General features: G+C 65.0%; 18 protein-coding genes. 12 read left to right on the top strand and 6 right to left on the bottom strand.

The features are described from left to right. Positions 1–70: 70 nt before the first annotated feature. The 9 genes from BM374_RS13905 (at position 71) to BM374_RS13865 (ending at position 7261) form a co-directional block, all read left to right on the top strand. On the top strand, positions 71–1093 hold the full coding sequence (locus BM374_RS13905) for an ABC transporter substrate-binding protein (RefSeq protein ID WP_092292910.1): 1023 nt from the start codon (positions 71–73) through the stop codon (positions 1091–1093). A gap of 89 nt (positions 1094–1182) precedes the next feature. After that, positions 1183–1998 carry an ABC transporter ATP-binding protein gene (locus tag BM374_RS13900; protein WP_092292908.1) on the top strand — a complete coding sequence of 272 codons (816 nt, stop codon included), beginning with the start codon at positions 1183–1185 and terminating at the stop codon, positions 1996–1998. After that, positions 1995–2813, top strand: a complete 819-nt coding sequence (locus BM374_RS13895; protein WP_092292906.1) for an ABC transporter permease — start codon at positions 1995–1997, stop codon at positions 2811–2813. The genes BM374_RS13900 and BM374_RS13895 overlap by 4 nt, the downstream gene beginning before the upstream one ends. Then, positions 2813–3802: a 2-hydroxyacid dehydrogenase gene (locus tag BM374_RS13890; RefSeq protein WP_092292905.1), complete on the top strand. Its 990-nt coding sequence runs from the start codon at positions 2813–2815 to the stop codon at positions 3800–3802. The genes BM374_RS13895 and BM374_RS13890 overlap by 1 nt, the downstream gene beginning before the upstream one ends. Further along, positions 3802–4494 carry an AprI/Inh family metalloprotease inhibitor gene (locus tag BM374_RS13885; protein WP_092292903.1) on the top strand — a complete coding sequence of 231 codons (693 nt, stop codon included), beginning with the start codon at positions 3802–3804 and terminating at the stop codon, positions 4492–4494. The genes BM374_RS13890 and BM374_RS13885 overlap by 1 nt, the downstream gene beginning before the upstream one ends. 140 nt (positions 4495–4634) lie before the next feature. Then, complete coding sequence (locus BM374_RS13880) at positions 4635–5036, top strand: YciI family protein (protein WP_092292901.1); 402 nt, start codon at positions 4635–4637, stop codon at positions 5034–5036. Positions 5037–5067: 31 nt separating this feature from the next. Next, on the top strand, positions 5068–6339 hold the full coding sequence (locus BM374_RS13875; protein WP_092292899.1) for an RNA polymerase sigma factor: 1272 nt from the start codon (positions 5068–5070) through the stop codon (positions 6337–6339). 99 nt (positions 6340–6438) lie between these two features. Next, positions 6439–6813 (top strand): hypothetical protein, encoded by a 375-nt coding sequence (locus BM374_RS13870; protein WP_092292897.1) that lies wholly within the window; start codon positions 6439–6441, stop codon positions 6811–6813. A gap of 142 nt (positions 6814–6955) precedes the next feature. Further along, complete coding sequence (locus BM374_RS13865; protein ID WP_092292895.1) at positions 6956–7261, top strand: YMGG-like glycine zipper-containing protein; 306 nt, start codon at positions 6956–6958, stop codon at positions 7259–7261. 71 nt (positions 7262–7332) lie between these two features. On the opposite strand, the gene BM374_RS13860 is transcribed toward BM374_RS13865, so the two are convergent. From BM374_RS13860 to BM374_RS13850, 3 genes are all read right to left on the bottom strand, one after another. After that, the gene (locus tag BM374_RS13860; protein ID WP_092292893.1) at positions 7333–8124 is read right to left on the bottom strand and encodes a bestrophin-like domain; all 792 of its coding nucleotides are present in this window, start codon (positions 8122–8124) and stop codon (positions 7333–7335) included. Positions 8125–8151: 27 nt separating this feature from the next. Further along, the gene (gene radC, locus BM374_RS13855) at positions 8152–8865 is read right to left on the bottom strand and encodes a RadC family protein (protein ID WP_092292891.1); all 714 of its coding nucleotides are present in this window, start codon (positions 8863–8865) and stop codon (positions 8152–8154) included. A gap of 92 nt (positions 8866–8957) precedes the next feature. Then, a complete protein-coding gene (locus BM374_RS13850; protein ID WP_092292889.1) occupies positions 8958–10358 on the bottom strand; it encodes an SLC13 family permease in 1401 nt (466 codons plus the stop codon). 94 nt (positions 10359–10452) lie between these two features. Here BM374_RS13850 and BM374_RS13845 point away from each other — a divergent pair, with 94 nt between their 5' ends. Then, on the top strand, positions 10453–11403 hold the full coding sequence (locus BM374_RS13845) for a LysR family transcriptional regulator (RefSeq protein ID WP_177248284.1): 951 nt from the start codon (positions 10453–10455) through the stop codon (positions 11401–11403). Here BM374_RS13845 and BM374_RS13840 read toward each other — a convergent pair. Continuing rightward, positions 11366–12295 (bottom strand): DMT family transporter, encoded by a 930-nt coding sequence (locus BM374_RS13840; protein WP_092293468.1) that lies wholly within the window; start codon positions 12293–12295, stop codon positions 11366–11368. The two genes, BM374_RS13845 and BM374_RS13840, sit on opposite strands and share 38 nt — an antisense overlap. Before the next feature lie 132 nt (positions 12296–12427). Here BM374_RS13840 and BM374_RS13835 point away from each other — a divergent pair, with 132 nt between their 5' ends. Beyond that, positions 12428–13024: a bifunctional transcriptional activator/DNA repair enzyme AdaA gene (locus BM374_RS13835; RefSeq protein WP_092292885.1), complete on the top strand. Its 597-nt coding sequence runs from the start codon at positions 12428–12430 to the stop codon at positions 13022–13024. A 14-nt stretch (positions 13025–13038) separates the two neighbouring features. Here BM374_RS13835 and map read toward each other — a convergent pair whose 3' ends face one another. Beyond that, positions 13039–13857, bottom strand: coding sequence for a type I methionyl aminopeptidase (gene map / locus BM374_RS13830; RefSeq protein WP_092292883.1), 819 nt, complete (start codon positions 13855–13857; stop codon positions 13039–13041). Between the two features lie 117 nt (positions 13858–13974). After that, on the bottom strand, positions 13975–15291 hold the full coding sequence (locus tag BM374_RS13825) for a mechanosensitive ion channel family protein (RefSeq protein WP_177248283.1): 1317 nt from the start codon (positions 15289–15291) through the stop codon (positions 13975–13977). A 218-nt stretch (positions 15292–15509) separates the two neighbouring features. On the opposite strand from BM374_RS13825, the gene BM374_RS13820 reads away from it, so the two are divergent. Then, the gene (locus BM374_RS13820) at positions 15510–17303 is read left to right on the top strand and encodes a potassium/proton antiporter (RefSeq protein WP_092292879.1); all 1794 of its coding nucleotides are present in this window, start codon (positions 15510–15512) and stop codon (positions 17301–17303) included. Positions 17304–17597: the final 294 nt, after the last annotated feature.

Below are 17597 nucleotides of genomic sequence, written 5' to 3'. Positions count from 1 at the left end.
GTCCCCTGATATCTTGCGGTTTTATCGCGTTGTCTTCACATCGGCTAGAAGCGATCGACGGAGTGCATTCATGAGCCCCTCTCATCTGCGGCGAGCGTTAACGGCGGGCTTGATCGCCACTGTCCTGTCGATCCTGCCGGCGCGCAGCGAGACGCTGGATAAGGTCACATTCGGTACCAATTGGGTCGCCGAGGCCGAGCACGGCGGCTTCTTCCAGGCGGTCGCCGACGGCACCTACAAGAAATACGGGCTCGACGTCACCATTGTTCCGGGTGGTCCCAACGAGAACAACCGGATGCTGCTGATCGCCGGCAAGATCGATTTCTTCATGGCCGCGAACACGCTGATGTCGTTCGATGCGGTCGCAAACAACGTCCCCGTCGTGACCATCGCCGCGGTCTTCCAAAAAGATCCGCAGGTGCTGCTAACGCAGCCGGATGCGAAGGTCACCAAGATCGAGGATCTCAAGCCGCTGACGCTGTTCGTCTCCAAGGAAGGCATGACCAGCTACTTCCAATGGCTGAAGTCCGAATATGGCTTCAGCGAGAAGAACGTCCGCCCCTATAATTTCAATCCGCAGCCCTTCATCGCCAATCCCAAGAGCGCGATGCAGGGTTACGTCACCTCCGAACCCTTCGCGGTCGAGAAGGCCGCGGGCTTCAAGCCCAATGTCATCCTGCTCGCCGATGCCGGCTTCAACACCTATTCGACCCTGATCGAGACCCGCCGCGAGCTCGTCGAGAAGAAGGCGGACCTGGTGCAGCGTTTCGTCGATGCCTCCATGATCGGCTGGTACCATTACATCTACGGCGACAATTCGGCCGGCAATGCCATGATCAAGAAGCTCAATCCGGAGATGACCGACGAGCTGCTCGCCTACTCCGTCGCCAAGATGAAGGAATACGGCATCGTCGATTCCGGCGACTCCCTGAAGAACGGCATCGGCGCCATGAGCGACGATCGCTATACCTCCTTCTTCAACAAGATGGTGAAGGCCGGCGTCGTGAAGGGCGATCTCGATTTCCGCAAGTCCTACACGCTGCGCTTCGTCAACAAGGGCGTCGGCGTCGAGCTGCGCCCGAACAAGCCGTAGCGCATGCTGAGAAGAGACCACGGTGGTGCGGCATCGCCCACCTCTCCCCGATGGGGAGAGGTGAAGGCCGCCGCGGCAGTTGGCGGTCGATGGTAGAGAGCAGAACCTCGGCCATCGTCGAAGCCAGCCTGACGGCGCTTGCCGTCAGTCTGCGCGGCGTGACGAAAGTCTATGACACCGGCGTCGTGGCGCTGGGGCCGCTCGACCTCGCCGTGCGCAAGGGCGAGTTCATCTCGCTGCTCGGCCCGTCCGGTTGCGGCAAGTCGACGGCGCTGAGACTGATTGCGGGGCTTAGCGCAGCATCATCGGGCACCGTGCGGGTGGCGCGCCACGAGGGTGAGGTGCAAATCGGCCATGGCATCGGCTTCGTGTTCCAGGAGCCGACCCTGATGCCCTGGACCAGCGTGCGCGAAAACGTGCGGCTGCCGCTGAAGCTCGGCGGCATCCCGAAGGCCGAGGGACGCGCGCGGGCCGATGCGGCGCTCGCCAGCGTCGGACTCGCCGATTTCGCCGACGCCTTTCCGCGCGAATTGTCCGGCGGCATGAAGATGCGGGTGTCGCTGGCGCGCGCGCTCGTCACCGACCCCGATATCCTGCTCATGGACGAGCCCTTCGCTGCGCTCGACGAGATCACGCGCTTCCGCCTCAACAACGATCTGCTCGCGTTGTGGCGCAGCCTTGGCAAGACCGTCATCTTCGTCACCCATTCGGTGTTCGAATCCGTGTACCTGTCGCAGCGCGTCGTAGTGATGACGGCGCGGCCCGGCCGCATTCAGGCCGACATCCGCATCGAGACCGTCGAGCCGCGCGGTGAGGAGTTTCGCACTTCGGCCGCTTATTCCGATTATTGCCGGCGCGTCTCCGCAGCACTGGCGCCGTCTTATTCAGGGCAGTCGACGCTATGAACGCGCATACCCCCGCAAGCGCAAAGCCGTCGGGCGCGCCGAGCGCAGTGCGCTTTGTACTGCCCGTCATCGTGTTCGCAGCCGGTCTTGCCGCGTGGGAAATGGTGGTTCGCATCCGGGAGATCCCGCCTTACGTGCTGCCGGCGCCGTCGGTGATTTTCCTGACGCTGATCAAGGACTGGTCGGTGCTGTCGCAATCGCTCGCGACCACGCTGCTGACGACGCTGGAAGGTTTTGTCGCGGCGAGCATTGGCGGCATCGCGCTGGCGCTGCTGTTCAACCAGTCGAAATGGGTGGAATATTCGCTGTTCCCCTATGCCGTCGTGCTCCAGGTGACGCCCGTCATCGCGATCGCGCCGCTGCTGCTGATCTATCTGGAGCAGCAGACGGCCGTCGTCGTCTGCGCCTTCATCGTCGCCTTTTTCCCGGTGCTGTCGAACACCACGCTCGGGCTGAATTCGGTCGACCGCAACCTCGCCGGCCTGTTCCAGCTCTATGGCGCATCGCCGCCGCAGACCCTCCGCTTCCTGAAGTTGCCCGCCGCATTGCCCTATATTTTGGGTGGCTTGCGCATCGCAGGCGGTCTGTCGCTGATCGGCGCCGTCGTGGCCGAGATCGCCGCGGGAACGGCGGGCGCCGGCTCGGGCCTTGCCTACAGGATCGCGGAGTCAGGCTATCGATTGAACATACCCCGCATGTTCGCAGCGCTGCTTTTGTTGTCGCTGGCCGGGATTGTCATCTATGGGGTGCTGGCGGTAGTTTCCCACCTCGTTTTGCGGCGCTGGCATGAAAGCGCGCTTGGAAAGGAAAGCTGATGTCTACCGGTTCGATTTCGTCCGACAAGATCGACCTTCTGATCTATGGGCCGGTGCGGCCGATCCTCGAAAACGGGTTTTCCGATCATTTCGTCGTGCACAAGGCCGAGACGCGAGGCGACCTCGAGCGGTTGACACCGGCGATCCGCGAAAGGATCCGCGGCGTTGCGGTGACCTATCACACCGTCCGCGCCGACAGGGATTCGCTGTCGCAGCTCCCCAAGATCGAAATGGTGGCGAGCTTCGGTGTCGGCTACGACCATATCGACGCCAAATACGCCGCCGAGCACAACATCATCGTCACCAACACGCCTGACGTGCTGACCGAAGAGGTCGCCGACGTCGCGATGGGCCTGTTGATCTCCACCTTGCGCGAATTCATCAAGGCCGACCGCTACGTGCGCTCGGGGCTCTGGCAGACGCAGAACTATCCGCTCAGCGTCGGCTCGCTACGCGACCGCAAGGTCGGCATCGTCGGCATGGGCCGGATCGGCCAGGCCATCGCGCGCCGGCTCGATGCCTCGCTGGTGCCGGTGGTCTATCACTCGCGCAATCCGTCCAAGGACGTCTCCTACAAGCACTACCCTGATCTGATCGAAATGGCGAAGGCGGTGGATACCTTGATGGTGATCGTGCCCGGCGGCGCCAGCACGAACAAGATGATCAATGCCGAGGTGCTGAAGGCCCTCGGCCCGCGCGGCGTGCTGATCAACGTCGCGCGCGGCTCTGTCGTCGACGAGCCCGCGCTGATCCAGGCGCTGAAGTCGGGCACCATCCTCGCCGCCGGCCTCGACGTGTTCGCGGCCGAGCCTAACGTGCCGGATGAGCTCAAGACCATGCAGAACGTGGTGCTGCTGCCGCATATCGGCTCGGCCTCGGTCGTCACGCGCAACGCGATGGACCAGCTCGTGATCGACAACCTCAAGTCCTGGTTCGCAGGCAAGGCGCCGCTGACGCCGGTTGTGGAAACGCCTTTCAAGGGGCGCTGATGACTGCTCTTCGGATCGTTGCATTCGCCGTCGCGGCCTGCCTGGCCGCGATCGGCATCGCGCATGCGCAGGATGCGACGACCCTGAAGAAGGAGATGGTCGGGCAGTGGGAGCTCTCGACCACCGAACGCAGCAAGACCTGCGTCGTCACGATGAAGGGCGATGCGACCGCGCAAGGGTTCAAGCTCGAGCTGGAGCCGGCCTGCAAGGCCGCGCTGCCCTTCACCAAGGACATCGTCGCCTGGAGCATCAAGGGCCTCGACATCGTCCGTTTGCAGGATGCATCAGGCGAATCCGTGATCGACTTCACCGAGGTCGAGGCCGGCATCTTCGAAGGCCTGCGCCAGGGTGAGGGCGTCTATATCCTCCAGGATCTCGCGGCCGCCCGCTCGATGGCCAAGTCGATGGACCAGATGATCGGCGACTGGGCGATGGTTCGCGGCAACGGCCAGCCGGTCTGCGGGCTGACGTTAACCAACACGGAAGCCGACCAGGACAATTTCCAGGTCTTCCTCAAGCCGAAATGCGATGCGGCGATCGCCCAGTTCAACCCGACCCAGTGGCGGCTGGAGCGCGGCCAGATCATCCTGATGTCGAAATCAGGCGAAGTCTGGCAGTTCGAGGCCGACGACAACGCGCAATGGCGACGGGTTCCCGATACGGCTGATCCCCTGATCATGCTGCGCCAATAGCCGTTTCCGTTTTCAGCAATTTTTTTGTGTCCAATTTTTCTTCGGGCTCATGTCGATCCGGCCCCGGCTGGATCGTCATCCCCATAGCGAGCTGATCGCGCGGCCGAACCGGCCGCGTCTCGCCTTATCAGGAGTTTTGCATGCGCTTCATGTACATCGTCACCTCCAGCCAGCCGATGAAAGGCCCCACCCCTGCGCTGATGGAGGCCATGCAGAAGATTTCCGAGCGGGAAATCAAGGCCGGCCGGATGATCGACAATGGCGGACTGATGCCGCTTGCGACCGGCGCACGCGTGCGCATCGTCGACGGCGAGCTCAGCGTCGTCGACGGTCCTTTCATCGAAGCCAAGGAAGTGGTCGGCGGCTACGCCATTTTCGAGCTGCGCGACAAGGCGGAGGCGCTGGCCATGGCCAAGGAGTTCATGCAGCTGCACCTCGACCATATGCCGGGCTGGGACGGGACCTGCGAGCTGCGGGCCTTTGCTACGCCGGGCGTCGATGGCGCCTGCGAGGTCAACGCGAAGGTAGCTGCCCACGCCTGATGAACAGCACTGCGCGCAACAGTCGGCGGCGATGACGGCCGCCGACATCGATCACGCCATCCGTGCCGCGATTCACGCAGCCTGGCGCGTCGTGCAGCCGCGGCTGATCGCGACGCTGTCACGGATGCTGCGCGACGTGCCGCTTGCGGAAGAGCTCACTCAGGACGCGCTGGTTGCGGCGCTGGAAGCCTGGCCGGCCACCGGCGTGCCCGATAACCCCGGCGCCTGGTTGATGACGACCGCGAGGCGCCGGGCGCTCGATCATCTGCGCCGCGGCAGGATGCTCGTGGACAAGCACGACATGCTGGCGCGGGACATGTTGCGGGAGCAGGAGATCGTGCCGGATTTCGACGCCGCGCTCGATGATGACATCGGCGATGAATTGCTGCGGCTGATCTTCACTGCCTGCCACCCGATCCTGTCGCGCGAGGCGCGCACGGCGCTGGCGCTCCGCATGATCTGCGGCCTCACCACGTCGGAGATCGCGCGTGCCTATCTCGTGCCTGAGGCCACCATCTCTCAGCGCATCGTCCGCGCCAAGCGGACGCTGTCGAACTCCGGCCTCGCCTATGAGACGCCGAGCGGCGAGGCCCTGTCGGAGCGTCTCGCCTCCGTGCTGGAGGTGGTCTATCTCATCTTCAACGAGGGCTATCTCGCCGCCCGCGGTGACGAATGGCTACGGCCGCAGCTTTGCGACGAGGCGCTGCGCATGGGCCGCGTACTCGCCGGCCTCGCGCCTGATGAGCCCGAGGTTCACGGCCTTGTCGCCCTGATGGATCTGAATGCCGCGCGCGCTCGTGCGCGTACGGATGCGAACGGCGATCCCATCCTGCTGATGGACCAGGATCGCGCGCTCTGGGATTGGCTGCAGATCCGCAGCGGCCTGCGCTCGCTCGAGCGTGCCGGCGAGCTCGGCGGGGCCGGCGGATTCTACGCGCTTCAGGCTGCGATTGCGGCGTGTCACGCCAGGGCGGAATCCGCAGGAGCGACCAACTGGCAGCGCATCGCGCAGCTCTATGCCGAATTGACGCAGCTGGTGCAGTCCCCGATCATCGAGCTCAATCGCGCCGTCGCGGTCGGGATGGCCTGGGGACCGCAAGCCGGGCTCGACGTGCTGGACGCGGTCGCCGACGAGCCCGCGCTGCGTGCCTATCACCATATGCCGGCGGTGCGTGGTGACTTCCTGCAGAAGCTCGGGCGATTCGCGGAGGCGCGCCAGGCTTTCGAAGCCGCCGCGCATCTTGCGACCAATGGGCGCGAACGCGCGCTGATGCAGCGTCGTGCCGCAGCGCTCGGCGATTAGAATATCCAGGTCGTCGGCTTGATCGCCCCATCGCAGTCCCGGAACCGGCCGGCCGCCTGTCTGTTAGCAACGGAGACGGTCTGCTGAAGGAATCCTGTCATGGCCAAGCGCGTGCTCGCGATCGGCATCGAACCCGGCAATGCGGACTACAGCGCATTCCCGCAACTCACGCCGGAGCTCGTGCGCAATTACATCGAAGCGCAGCTTCTGCGCCTGCGTGGCCTCGGCTATGAGGTCACGAGCTGCCTGGTCGATCTCGATGAGGCCGCGGAGGCTGCCGTGACATCAGCGCTGCGCGACGAGCGTTTCGATTGCATCGTCATCGGCGCAGGCCTGCGCGAGCCGAAGGAGCGGCTGCTGCTGTTCGAGAAGGTGCTCAATGTCGTTCACCGCCTGGCGCCAGAAGCCGCGATCTGCTTCAACACGGCGCCCGCGGACACCGCCGAAGCCGTACAGCGCTGGGTCGATCCGTAATCGCGACGGGTGCTTCACCCCGCGGGGTGTCGTGACCAGGCTGCCGTTTGGCGCCAGGGGGCGCCGGATTCAAACGAAACTTCTGGCCCGGGACCGTGCCAAACGCTATGACTGCCCCCGATCAAATGGGGAGACTTTCGGGATGCTTCGACGTCTTGGAATTGCAGCGTGTTTCGCAGTCGCCATGGCTGTCCCGGTTCATGATGCGATGGCGCAGGACGCCGTCGGCGGCGCCATTCTCGGCGGTGTGGGCGGAGCGATCGTGGGCGGCGCGCTTGGCGGTGGCCGTGGCGCGGCTATCGGCGCAGTCGTCGGTGCCGGCACGGGGGCTGCGATTGCCTCCGAAGGCGAGCGCCGCCGCTCCGGCTATTATGCCTATCAGCGCGGTTGCTATGTGCAGCGCCCGGACGGGTCTTACGTTCGGGTCAATCCGCGCTATTGCTACTGAACCACGGCACCATCACCACGCCGCTCGGCATCCAGCCCTGGGGCGACTATTGGGCCCGGCGCTCGGTGCGCTCAATTGCGTGCCGTCGAGCTCCCCGGCACGATCTGGCGCAGCGGCTCGGGTGAGATCGAGATCTGGCCGGTGAACGGGCGATCGTGTGCGGCGATCAGCAGCGCCGAGGTGGCGACGCCGGTTGCGAACAGGCCCATCGCGATCGCCGATCCCAGGCGGTTGTCGCAGTGAACGAAGCCGATCGCCAGCAATTCGCACAAGGCCTGAAGGTACAGGCACCACCATTTCACTGAATTCACCGAGGCAAGGCTGACGATGATGCGCTGTCGACGCGCATCCAGCGCCTGCTCGAGCGCGGCAAGGACCTCGCGCTGCGTGGTTTCCTGCGCCCGGCTCTGGGGCATCATGGTGACGACGAGCTGCAAGGCCTCGGCGAGCGAAGGCGGTGTCGCTTTCAGCGAGGCCTCCTGATGCGCCATCATCGGCCATTCCACCGCGACCGCCTGCCCGACATAGTCCCGCACCAGCCCGCTTAGCCTGGCTTCCTGCTCCGCCGGCAGGCCGGCGGCGAGCAGCATGGCGCTGCGAAGCGCGCTGGCCTCGCGGCTCACCGCGGCGCCGGCGCGGTCGCTGTCACCCCAGACCTGGGCCGCGGTGAAGGCGACGAACAGGCCGAAAATGATGCCGAGCACCGGCAGCATGCCCGGCGAGATCGCCTTCAGCGATGCCGCGCGCTCCTTCGTCGCCACCAGCGCGACGACGACGAACACCACCGCTGCCAGAAGATAGGTGAAACCGAAGATCACCAGCGCCATCAAGGGCACCGGCAGATTGTGCAGCCAATCGCTCATGTCGTCTCATGCTTGCTTGGAAGATGTTCAGATCAATCGCATGCCGCGCAGGCTCGCATGTCCGCTCCTGCCTACAATGATGTGGTCATGCACGGCAATCCCCAGCGGCTTGGCGATGTCGATGATGGCCTTGGTCATCTGGATATCGGCCTGCGACGGCGAAGGATCGCCTGAGGGATGATTGTGCACGAGGATGAGGGCGGTCGCCGACAGCTCCAAAGCGCGCTTGATCACCTCGCGCGGATAGACCGGCGTGTGGTCGACGGTGCCGGTCTGCTGCACTTCGTCGGCGATGAGCTGGTTGCGCTTGTCGAGGAAGAGCAGGCGGAACTGCTCCTTGTCGGCGAAGGCCATGCTGGTGCGGCAATAGGCGATCACCTCGTTCCAGGACGAGAGCGCGTTGCGGCTGTTGACCTCGCCCTTGGCGACCCGGTGCGCGGCGGCGGCGATCAGCTTGAGCTGGTTGATGGCCGCCTCGCCGACGCCGTCGATTTCACGCAGGCGCGCCACCGGCGCATGGACGACCTCGGCGAACGAGCCGAAAATCTTGATCAGCGTCTTTGCCAGCGGCTTGGTGTCGCGCCGCGGTAGCGCCGGAAACAGCGCCATCTCCAAGAGCTCGTAGTCGCTCAGCGCATCCGCGCCGGCGCTGTAGAAGCGCTCGCGCAGCCGTTCGCGATGGCCGAGATAGTGCGGCGTGTCCTCGGGCTTGCTCTTGGGCTGGTCGGACTTGGCGGTCATGGGCCACCAGCATCGCGGCCGAGCGCGCTCTTTGCAACTGCCAATTGAGACCGAATCCCTCGTCGGTGATCGCTCGGCGGCGGGCGCGGGTCTCATAGCGCGCCGATCAGGCGCCACCATCCGTAATCGAGAGGGACGAGAACCAGCAGTACGGCGGCGGTCATGGCAAGACCGAGGCGCGTGGCGTGCGAGATTGAGACGTTGCCGAGGCCCAGCGCGACCATGATCGGCGGCGCCTGATAGGCGAAGGTAACAGTCGAAAAGCCGATGACCTGGATCATCAGGATGCTCGTCAGCGGCAGCCCGGTGGCACGGACGAGATCTGCGGCGAGCGGCGTGTAGATCGCGCCGACGGCATTGGCGCTGGCGATGAGGGAGATGCCGAACGACAGCAGCGTCAGCATGACGAAATTCCATGCATCCGCGCCGCTCCGCAGAGGCAGGGCCTCGAGCACGACGCGCCCGAAGGCGCCGCCGAGGCCGGCGTCCGAGATCACGGCCACCACCCCGAGCAGAGCTGCGACGTAGAGCGTCGTGCGGTGATTGATGGCATTGAAGGCGTCCGGATGCAGCATGCCCAGTCCCGGCATGACGCAGATCGCCCCCGCCGCAAGCCCGATCCAGGCCGGCGCAATGCCGTGCCATGGCTCCGTCAGCCAGAGCAGGAGCGTCGCCGCCAGGAGCACGGCGAGCCTGGTTTCCTCGCCCGACAATGCGGACGAGGGCGCTGCCAGGGACGCTTTCGTGTTCGCTGCGACCCTGTCTGGAAACAGGCTGCAGATCAGCACGACCAGCAGCGCAGCTTTGGCCAGTCCGAGGACCGGAGCGTGCAGCGTGAGATACCCGAGATAAGAGAGATGAACGCCGTAGATCGTCTCCGCGGCGCCGGCCATGATCAGGTTCGGTACGTTGGATGGAAGGATCGTGGTCGACAGAGCGAAGGTCCCAAAACCGGTCGCGAGCACCACGCCGATGCGCCCCTTGCTCCCGTCCGTAAGACCTGCCTGATCGGCGATCGAGAGCATGATCGGCATCAGAAGCACGATACGGCCGATATTGGAGGGCATCAGGAAGGCCAAAAGATAGCTGATGAGCACCACGCCTCCGATCAGCCGCGGATAGCTGGTCGCGAGCGGAGCACAGATCAGTGCGGCCAGCCGCCGCCCCAGGCCGGTCTTCGTCATGGCCTGTGCGACGATCATCCCGCCGAGCACCAGCCAGAATGACGACGAGGCGAACCCGACGAAGATGCTCTTCGGCTCGGCGATCCGACCGAGCGTCGCAAGCGCGAAGAACGTCAATGCGGTGGTCGATTCAGCGAGGGCGGCACTGGCCCAGCCGCCCATCGCGAAGGCGGCGATCGCGCCCGCGAGCGCCTGGCGTGTCGAAAAGCCGGATTGCGTCAGAACAACTCCGAGCAAGGCCGAACCGCAAACGACCGTCGTGAGCCTGATCCAGAGCTGTGCGACGACAGATGAGTCCCGTTGTTGCATCGAATGCTGTGCCGCCTGCTCCCGTGAGAAATGGAAGCTAGCGTTTCGTCTGGGCTCGTAAATGCTTAAGATGCGAACGCAGGCTCCAGAAAAAATGAAGGCTGGGACGATGAAGTTCGACGAGACCGACCTCGACCTGTTCCGTCATGTGGCCGAAGCGGGCAGCATCACGCACGGAGCGGCGCGGGCGAACATGGCGCTCACGGCCGCGAGCGCGCGGATTCGCACCATGGAGGCGCGCCTCGGCGTCCAGCTGTTCGACCGCAAGCGTCACGGCGTCGCGTTGTCGCCGGCCGGGCGGTCCATGCTCGCGCATGCGCGGCAGCTGCTGGCCCAGGCCGACCGTCTGCGCGAGGAGATCGGGCTGTTCCAGGACGGCACCCGGGGACACGTCCGCCTGTTCGCCAACACGAACTCATATTCGAGCTATCTTCCTTCGGCACTCGCGCCCTTCCTGCTCTCCTATCCCAGCATCGACATCCGCATTGCCGAGCGGCCGAGCGAGGCGATCATCGCGCTCGTGGCGGATGGCACGGCCGATATCGGCATCGTCGCTGCGGAGACGGATCTTGCGGATCTCGCCGCGCAAGCGGTTGCGACCGATCGTTACGTCGTGATCTGCGCCGACGGTCACAGGCTCGCCAGAAGCAGACGCCTCGATTTCGCCGCCGTGCTGGATCACGACTTCGTGGCAGGCCCCAGTCACGGCCTATTTGCCGCCAAGGCGCAACGCCTGGGAAAGATCATCCGGATCCGGGTCCGCATGCGCGACGATTCGCAGGTCTGTCGGCTGGTTGCAGCGGGCGTCGGAATCGGCATCGTTCCGCTCTCGGTGGCCGCGCCGGTCCAGCAGGCGCTGGGCCTGCACCTCGCGGAGTTGAGGGATGCATGGGCGCTGCGGCGCATGTTCGCCTGCGTCCGGGATCGCGCGGCTCTCTCGCGGCCGGCCCAGGCGCTCTATTCCCATTTGATAGCAGGAAGCGCCGCAGCCTTGCCGGTGCCCGGGATCACCCGATCTGTTTCTCGTGCCTCGCCGGCAGAGTGACGGCAATGACTCCGATGACGATCAGGCTCATTCCGGTGAGAACCGACCATCTGAAGCCTTCGTCAAGCCATGCGATACCGAGCGCGACCGCAAATCCCGCGCGCAGATAGCTGCCGCTCGTCGTGCCGAGCGGACCCAGCGTGCGGATCAGGCGGAAGTAGATCACCATGGCGAGTGCCGTGCAGATCACTGCGAGAGCGATCACCGCCGCGATCGCCTGCGCCGTCGGCGCCAGTGTCCAGGGTCGTTCGACGGTCGCGGCCATGGGCAGCATCAGGATTGCGGCGCAACTCATGGCGCCGGCTGCCGTGACGATGGCAGGAAGGCTGGAGAACCGCTGGCCCCAGATCGGCGCAAGCGCGTAGCAAAGGCTGGCGCCGAGCACGGCCACCTGCGCCAGCGGCGCGCTCCGTGTGCCGCCACTTGCATCGATGCCGATCGTCAGGATCACGCCGGCGAGACCGAGCGCGACGCCGATGATTTTCCGGGCGTTCATCGTTCGGCGCTCGCGCCCGGTCATCAGTGCGATCATGAGCACGAACAGCGGCGGAGTCGCGTTGAGCACACCGGCAAGTCCGCTTGGGATTTGCGTTTCGCCCCAGCTGATCAGCGTGAAGGGCAATGCGCTCTGCAGCAGTCCTTGCACGAGCAGGGCGGCCCAGACCGAGCGCTGGCGGGGAAGGGGATGTTCCTGTGTGATCGCGGCGCAGATCAGGAGTATCGCCGCGAGCGTGACCCGCGCGGCAACCATGGTGAAGGGCGGTGCCGTCGCGAGCGCCACCTTGATCAGTGTGAAGGAGCTGCCCCAGATCAGCGAGAGCAACACCAACAGCCCGACCTCCAGCGATAGGGCGGTCCGCTCCGAAATTGCCTGCGGTGCCTGCATGCTCATGCGATTTGCTCCGGGATCGGTCGACACCATGCTCCGGACGCGGCGGCGCGGGCTGGCTGAATTCGGACCTCATCGGCCGATCGAGTCCGATTTCGGCTACTCGGGGCGCCGCGACCAAACTATGCTTTCGCGATGATGAAGGGCCTTCCGCAGCCGCAAGCGCTGCCACCGCATCTCGACCGGGAGACGTGCGATCGGGCGCGGCTGGCGCGTGCGCGCGCATTCGATGGCCTGTTCTTTTCCGGTGTCCGCTCGACGCGGATTTACTGCCGGCCGGTTTGCCCGGTGCGCCCCGCGCGCTCGGAGAACGTCACCTTCTATCCGACTGCGGCCGCCGCCGAACGTGCCGGCTTTCGCCCATGCCTGCGTTGCCGGCCGGAAGCCGCGCCGGGCTCGCCCGCCTGGATGGGAACAGCCACGACCGTGGCGCGCGGGATGCGGCTGATCAATGATGGTTTTTTGGACCGAGCCTCGATGGCGGAGCTTGCGGAAGCGCTTGGCGTCGGACCGCGCCATCTGCTGCGTCTGTTCATGCGCCACGCCGGCGCGAGCCCGAGCGAGATCGCGGCGACCCGGCGCGTGCAGGAAGCCAAGCGCCTGATCGACCAGACTGACATGACCTTGGCGGAGATTGCCTTCGCCGCCGGTTTCGGCAGCATCCGCCGCTTCAACGACGCGTTTGCTGCGACCTACAAGCGGGCGCCGACGTCATTTCGCCGGCGGCGATAGCCCAGGCGACAAGATCACCCGATCTGCTTCTCGCCGTGCCGCTCCGAGAGCGTGAAGATCTCGACGCCCGTTGCGGTGACGCCGACGGAGTGCTCGAACTGCGCCGACAGCGAGCGGTCGCGGGTCACCGCGGTCCAGCCGTCGGACAGGATCTTCACATGCGGCTTGCCGAGATTGATCATCGGCTCGATGGTGAAGAACATGCCGGGCTTGAGTTGCACGCCTTCGCCGGGACGGCCGATATGGATGATGTTCGGCTCGTCGTGGAACATCCGGCCCAAACCATGGCCGCAGAAATCGCGGACCACGCTCATACCCTGCGGCTCCACAAAACTCTGGATGGCGTGGCCGATGTCGCCGGTGGTGGCGCCGGGCTTCACCGCGGCGATGCCGCGCATCATCGCTTCATAGGTCACTTCGATCAGCCGCTCGGCCTTGCGGGCGATCGGGCCGACCGCATACATCCGGCTGGAATCGCCGTACCAGCCGTCGACGATGAAGGTGACGTCGATGTTGACGATGTCGCCTTCCTTCAGCGGGCGGTCGCCGGGCATGCCATGGCAGACCACGTGGTTGAGCGAGGTGCAGGTCGAGTAGCGATAACCGCGATACATCAGCGTCGCCGGATAGGCGCCGTGGCTGAAGGCAAAGTCGCGGACGAATTCGTCGATGCGCTCGGTCGGCACGCCGGGGCCGACGATGTCGGTGAGCTCGTCGAGGCATTTCGCTACCAGGGCACCCGCCTTGCGCATGCCGGCAAAGGCGGCCGGCCCATGCAGCTTGATCTGTCCGGTCTTGCGCAGGGAGGTATCGGTGGCTTCGACGTAGCTCATGCTTGGGCGGTCTTCCGGGCTGGTATCGACGTTGGCGGAAAGGCTTGATTTCAGGCCCTAATTTAATGATTGCCCGCCTCCATGCAAGCCGAGCCTCATTTGCGCCCGAAAGCGGGCCTAATTCGGGACTTCTACGGTGGTTTCCACCGGCAGCGCCCCGCCGCGGACGCGGATTTCGCGGACGGGGTAGGGAACCCGGATGCCCTCGCGCTTGAAGGCCTCCCACAGTGCGAGCATCACCTCGCTCTTGACGGCATCCATGCCGTCGGGATCCGCGAGCCAGAGCGTCAGCGAGAACTTCATGCCGGCTTCGGCAAACTCGGTCAGCAGGCAGTTCGGCGGCTTGCCCTTCTGTGCGCGCGGATGGGCCGAAGCGGTCTCGATCGCGAGCTTGCAGACCAGCTTGGGGTCGGCGTCGTAATTGGTACCGAAGGTGATCTTCACCAGCGTGTTCTTGTCGGTGTAGGTCCAGTTGACGACCTTCTGCGTCACCAGATCCTCGTTGGGCACCAGGAATTCGCGGCCATCGCCGGCAGCCACGGAAATATAGCGCGTCTTCATCGCACTGATGCGCCCGGTATTGTCGCCGATGGTGACGAGGTCGCCCGGCTTCACCGATTTGTCGGCGAGCAGGATGATCCCGGAGATGAAGTTGGCGACGATCTTCTGCAGGCCGATACCGATACCGACGCCGACCGCGCCGGAGAATACTGCAAGCGCCGAGAGGTCGATGCCGACGGTGCCGAGCGCGATCACGATCGCGACCGCAAGCAGTCCGATGCGAATGATCTTGATCAGCAGCACCTGCACCGACGGCGTCAGATCGGCCGTCGAGTTGATCTTGCTCTCGGCGAAATTGCTGGCGATGTTGGTAAGCCAGAGCGCGAAGATCAGCAGGGCGCCGGCCTTGAGCACCAGGAGCGGTGTCAGCCTGAGACCGCCGAGCACGATGGCGTAGGAATCGAGCAGATCGACCGTAGTATCGAGCTGGCCGAGGATGGACAGCGCGGCGACGAACCAGGCCGCGACCGACACCAGCCTGACGAAGAAGGCGTTGCGCAGCACCGAGGTCACGAGCCGGACCGCAAGCCAGGCCAATCCCAGCTTGGCGGCGACCATCAGGAGATAGCTGCGGCTCGGCCAGGTCGCGTGATACATCACCACGCGGGAGATGATGACGAGCAGGGTGAACACCGCCGTCGAGGCGCTCGCGACCATCACGCGGACAAAATGCCGGAGCGGCAGCGGCCAGCGCATCGCCAGCGAGCTCATGTCGACGCGGTTGCGAATGGCGGCTTCGGCCGCATAGGCGATCCCGGCCGCTGCGAGAATGAGCCCGAATTGCAGATAGAACCAGGGCGAGGCGATTTCCGCCCCGACACTGCGCGCGGTGGTCTGCACGAACTCCATGAGGTCTTTGAGGTCCATGTCCATCGGGGGCGGTCTCGTCGGGAAAAGCAGGCGGGAGAATTGTGATTCGAAGGCGCCGCCGAATCCCACAAAGGCAGCGCCCGGGCCATCGATACACCGCGAAGTGAGGCGCGTTAAGGCCACAAAATACGGTCAGATTGCCGCGAGCGGGAGAAATGGGTTGGCGCGCCGGTGCTGCGACGATAAGGATGCAATTTCAGCGAATTATACCCGGAAGGTGAATGGCCTCCCTCGACTCCTTCAGCATCGCCATTCTGCTCGGCGCCGTCCTTGTGATGGCCGGGATCCTGTCGAGCCTGCTCGCGCTGCGCTTCGGCGCGCCGTTGCTGCTGGTCTTCCTAGCCATCGGCATGCTGGCAGGCGATGCGGGTCCCGGCCAGCTCCAGTTCAACGATGTCGGCACCACCTATCTGGTCGGCTCGGTGGCGCTGGCCCTGATCCTGTTCGACGGCGGGCTGAAGACGCGCTTTGCCAGCATCCGCACCGTGCTCGCGCCCTCCGTGATGCTCGCGACTGCGGGCGTGCTCCTCACCGCGCTGATCACGGCGCCATTCGCGAAATACGCGCTCGACCTCAATTGGACGGAATCGCTGCTGGTCGGCGCGGTGGTGGCTTCGACCGACGCCGCCGCCGTGTTCCTGCTGGTGCACACCCAGGGCCTGCGTCTGCGGCCGCGCGTCGGGGCGACGCTGGAAGCGGAATCCGGCACCAACGATCCGTTCGCGATTTTCCTTACGCTCATGCTGGTCGAATACATCTCGCTGGGATCGAGCACGCCCGGCCATGTGGTGATGGAGTTCATCCAGGAGGCGGTGCTCGGCGCCGTCGTCGGCGTTATCGGCGGACATCTCGTCGTCCTCGGGCTCAACAAGGTGGCGCTGCCGCAGGGGCTGCATGCGCCGTTCGTCACCACGGCCGCGCTCGTCATCTTCGGCGGCTCCCAGATCATGCACGCCTCCGGCTTCCTCGCCGTCTATCTTGCCGGCATCATCATCGGCAACCGGCCGACACGCGCACATAATTCAGTGGTGGCGTTCCTCGACGCCGCGACCTGGCTGGCGCAGATCGTGATGTTCGTACTGCTCGGCCTGCTGGTGTCGCCGAGCCGGCTCGGCTCCAGCGTGCTGCCTGCGATTGCCGTCTCGCTGGTGCTGATGCTGGTGGCGCGGCCGATCGCGGTGTTCGTTTGTCTTGCGCCGTTCCGCTTCAACTGGCGTGAAAAGATCTTCATCGCCTGGACGGGCCTGCGTGGCGCAGTCGCAATCTTCCTGGCGTCGATCCCGATGCTGGTGGGCCTGTCGAAGGCCTATCTCTATTTCGACGTCGCCTTCGTCGTCGTCATCATTTCGCTGCTGCTGCAGGGCTGGACGCTGGCGCCCGCCGCGCGCAAGCTGCATGTGGCGCTGCCGCGCGCAGAGCGGGGCCCGCGACGTGTCGAGCTGGATCTGCCGGGCCAACTCGAGCAGCAGCTGGTCGGCTATCCGGTGCGGCCCAAGAGCCTCTATTTCCGTCGCGGGCTGATTCCGTCCTGGTCCAAACCGACGCTGGTGATCCGCAAAGAGAACATCCTCACGCCGACAGAGGCCGAGCCGGTCGCGCCCGGTGACTACATCTACCTGCTGGCGCCGCCGGAAAAAGCCGAGGCGCTCGACCGTTTCTTCGTCGACATGCAGCCGAGCACGGCGCCCGATCCGCATCTGCTCGGCGACTTCATGGTGTCGGGCGAGCATACCCTCGCCGAGCTCGCCGAGATCTACGGCGTGAAGGTCAGCGACGAGGAGGGCAAGCTCACGCTGGCAGATTATTTCGACGTCCATCTCGATCGCGCGCCGAAAGAGGGCGCAGAACTTGGGCTCGACACCATTGTGCTCGTGGCGCGCTCGATCTCCGGCGGCCGCGTCAACGTCGTCGGCCTCCGTCTGCCGGAAGAGGAGGAGGCGCCCGTGCCGCTGACTCGCAGCCAGGCCCTGCGGCGCAAGCTGGCAGAGCTGTGGGCCTCGGTGGCGGGGGTTTAGACGCTCTCGTGTCCCGGACGCGGTGCAGCGCTTGCGCTGCTCCGCAGAGCCGGGACCTGGAGGCGCGGACATCGATGTCGCCTTGTGGGCCCCGGCTCAGCAGCGCATCACTTACGTGCTGCGCTGAGTCCGGGGCACGAGAAGGAACTACGTCTGCGCAATCGTGGCGCCTGCGCCGCCAAATCGCCGCAACCGCCGACAATTTGCGCGGTTTCGTGACTTCTGGTTCCGGAACGCTCCGCGGCGTTGTCCGTTCTTAGCCGCGTAACGGTCAACGCAACTGACAGGAGCAAT

It is taken from the genome of Bradyrhizobium sp. Ghvi (assembly GCF_900115265.1).
In the GTDB taxonomy this organism is placed as follows: domain Bacteria; phylum Pseudomonadota; class Alphaproteobacteria; order Rhizobiales; family Xanthobacteraceae; genus Bradyrhizobium.
Note: the sequence above shows the minus strand (reverse complement) of the source record. Positions and strands in the feature narration are given on the sequence as shown.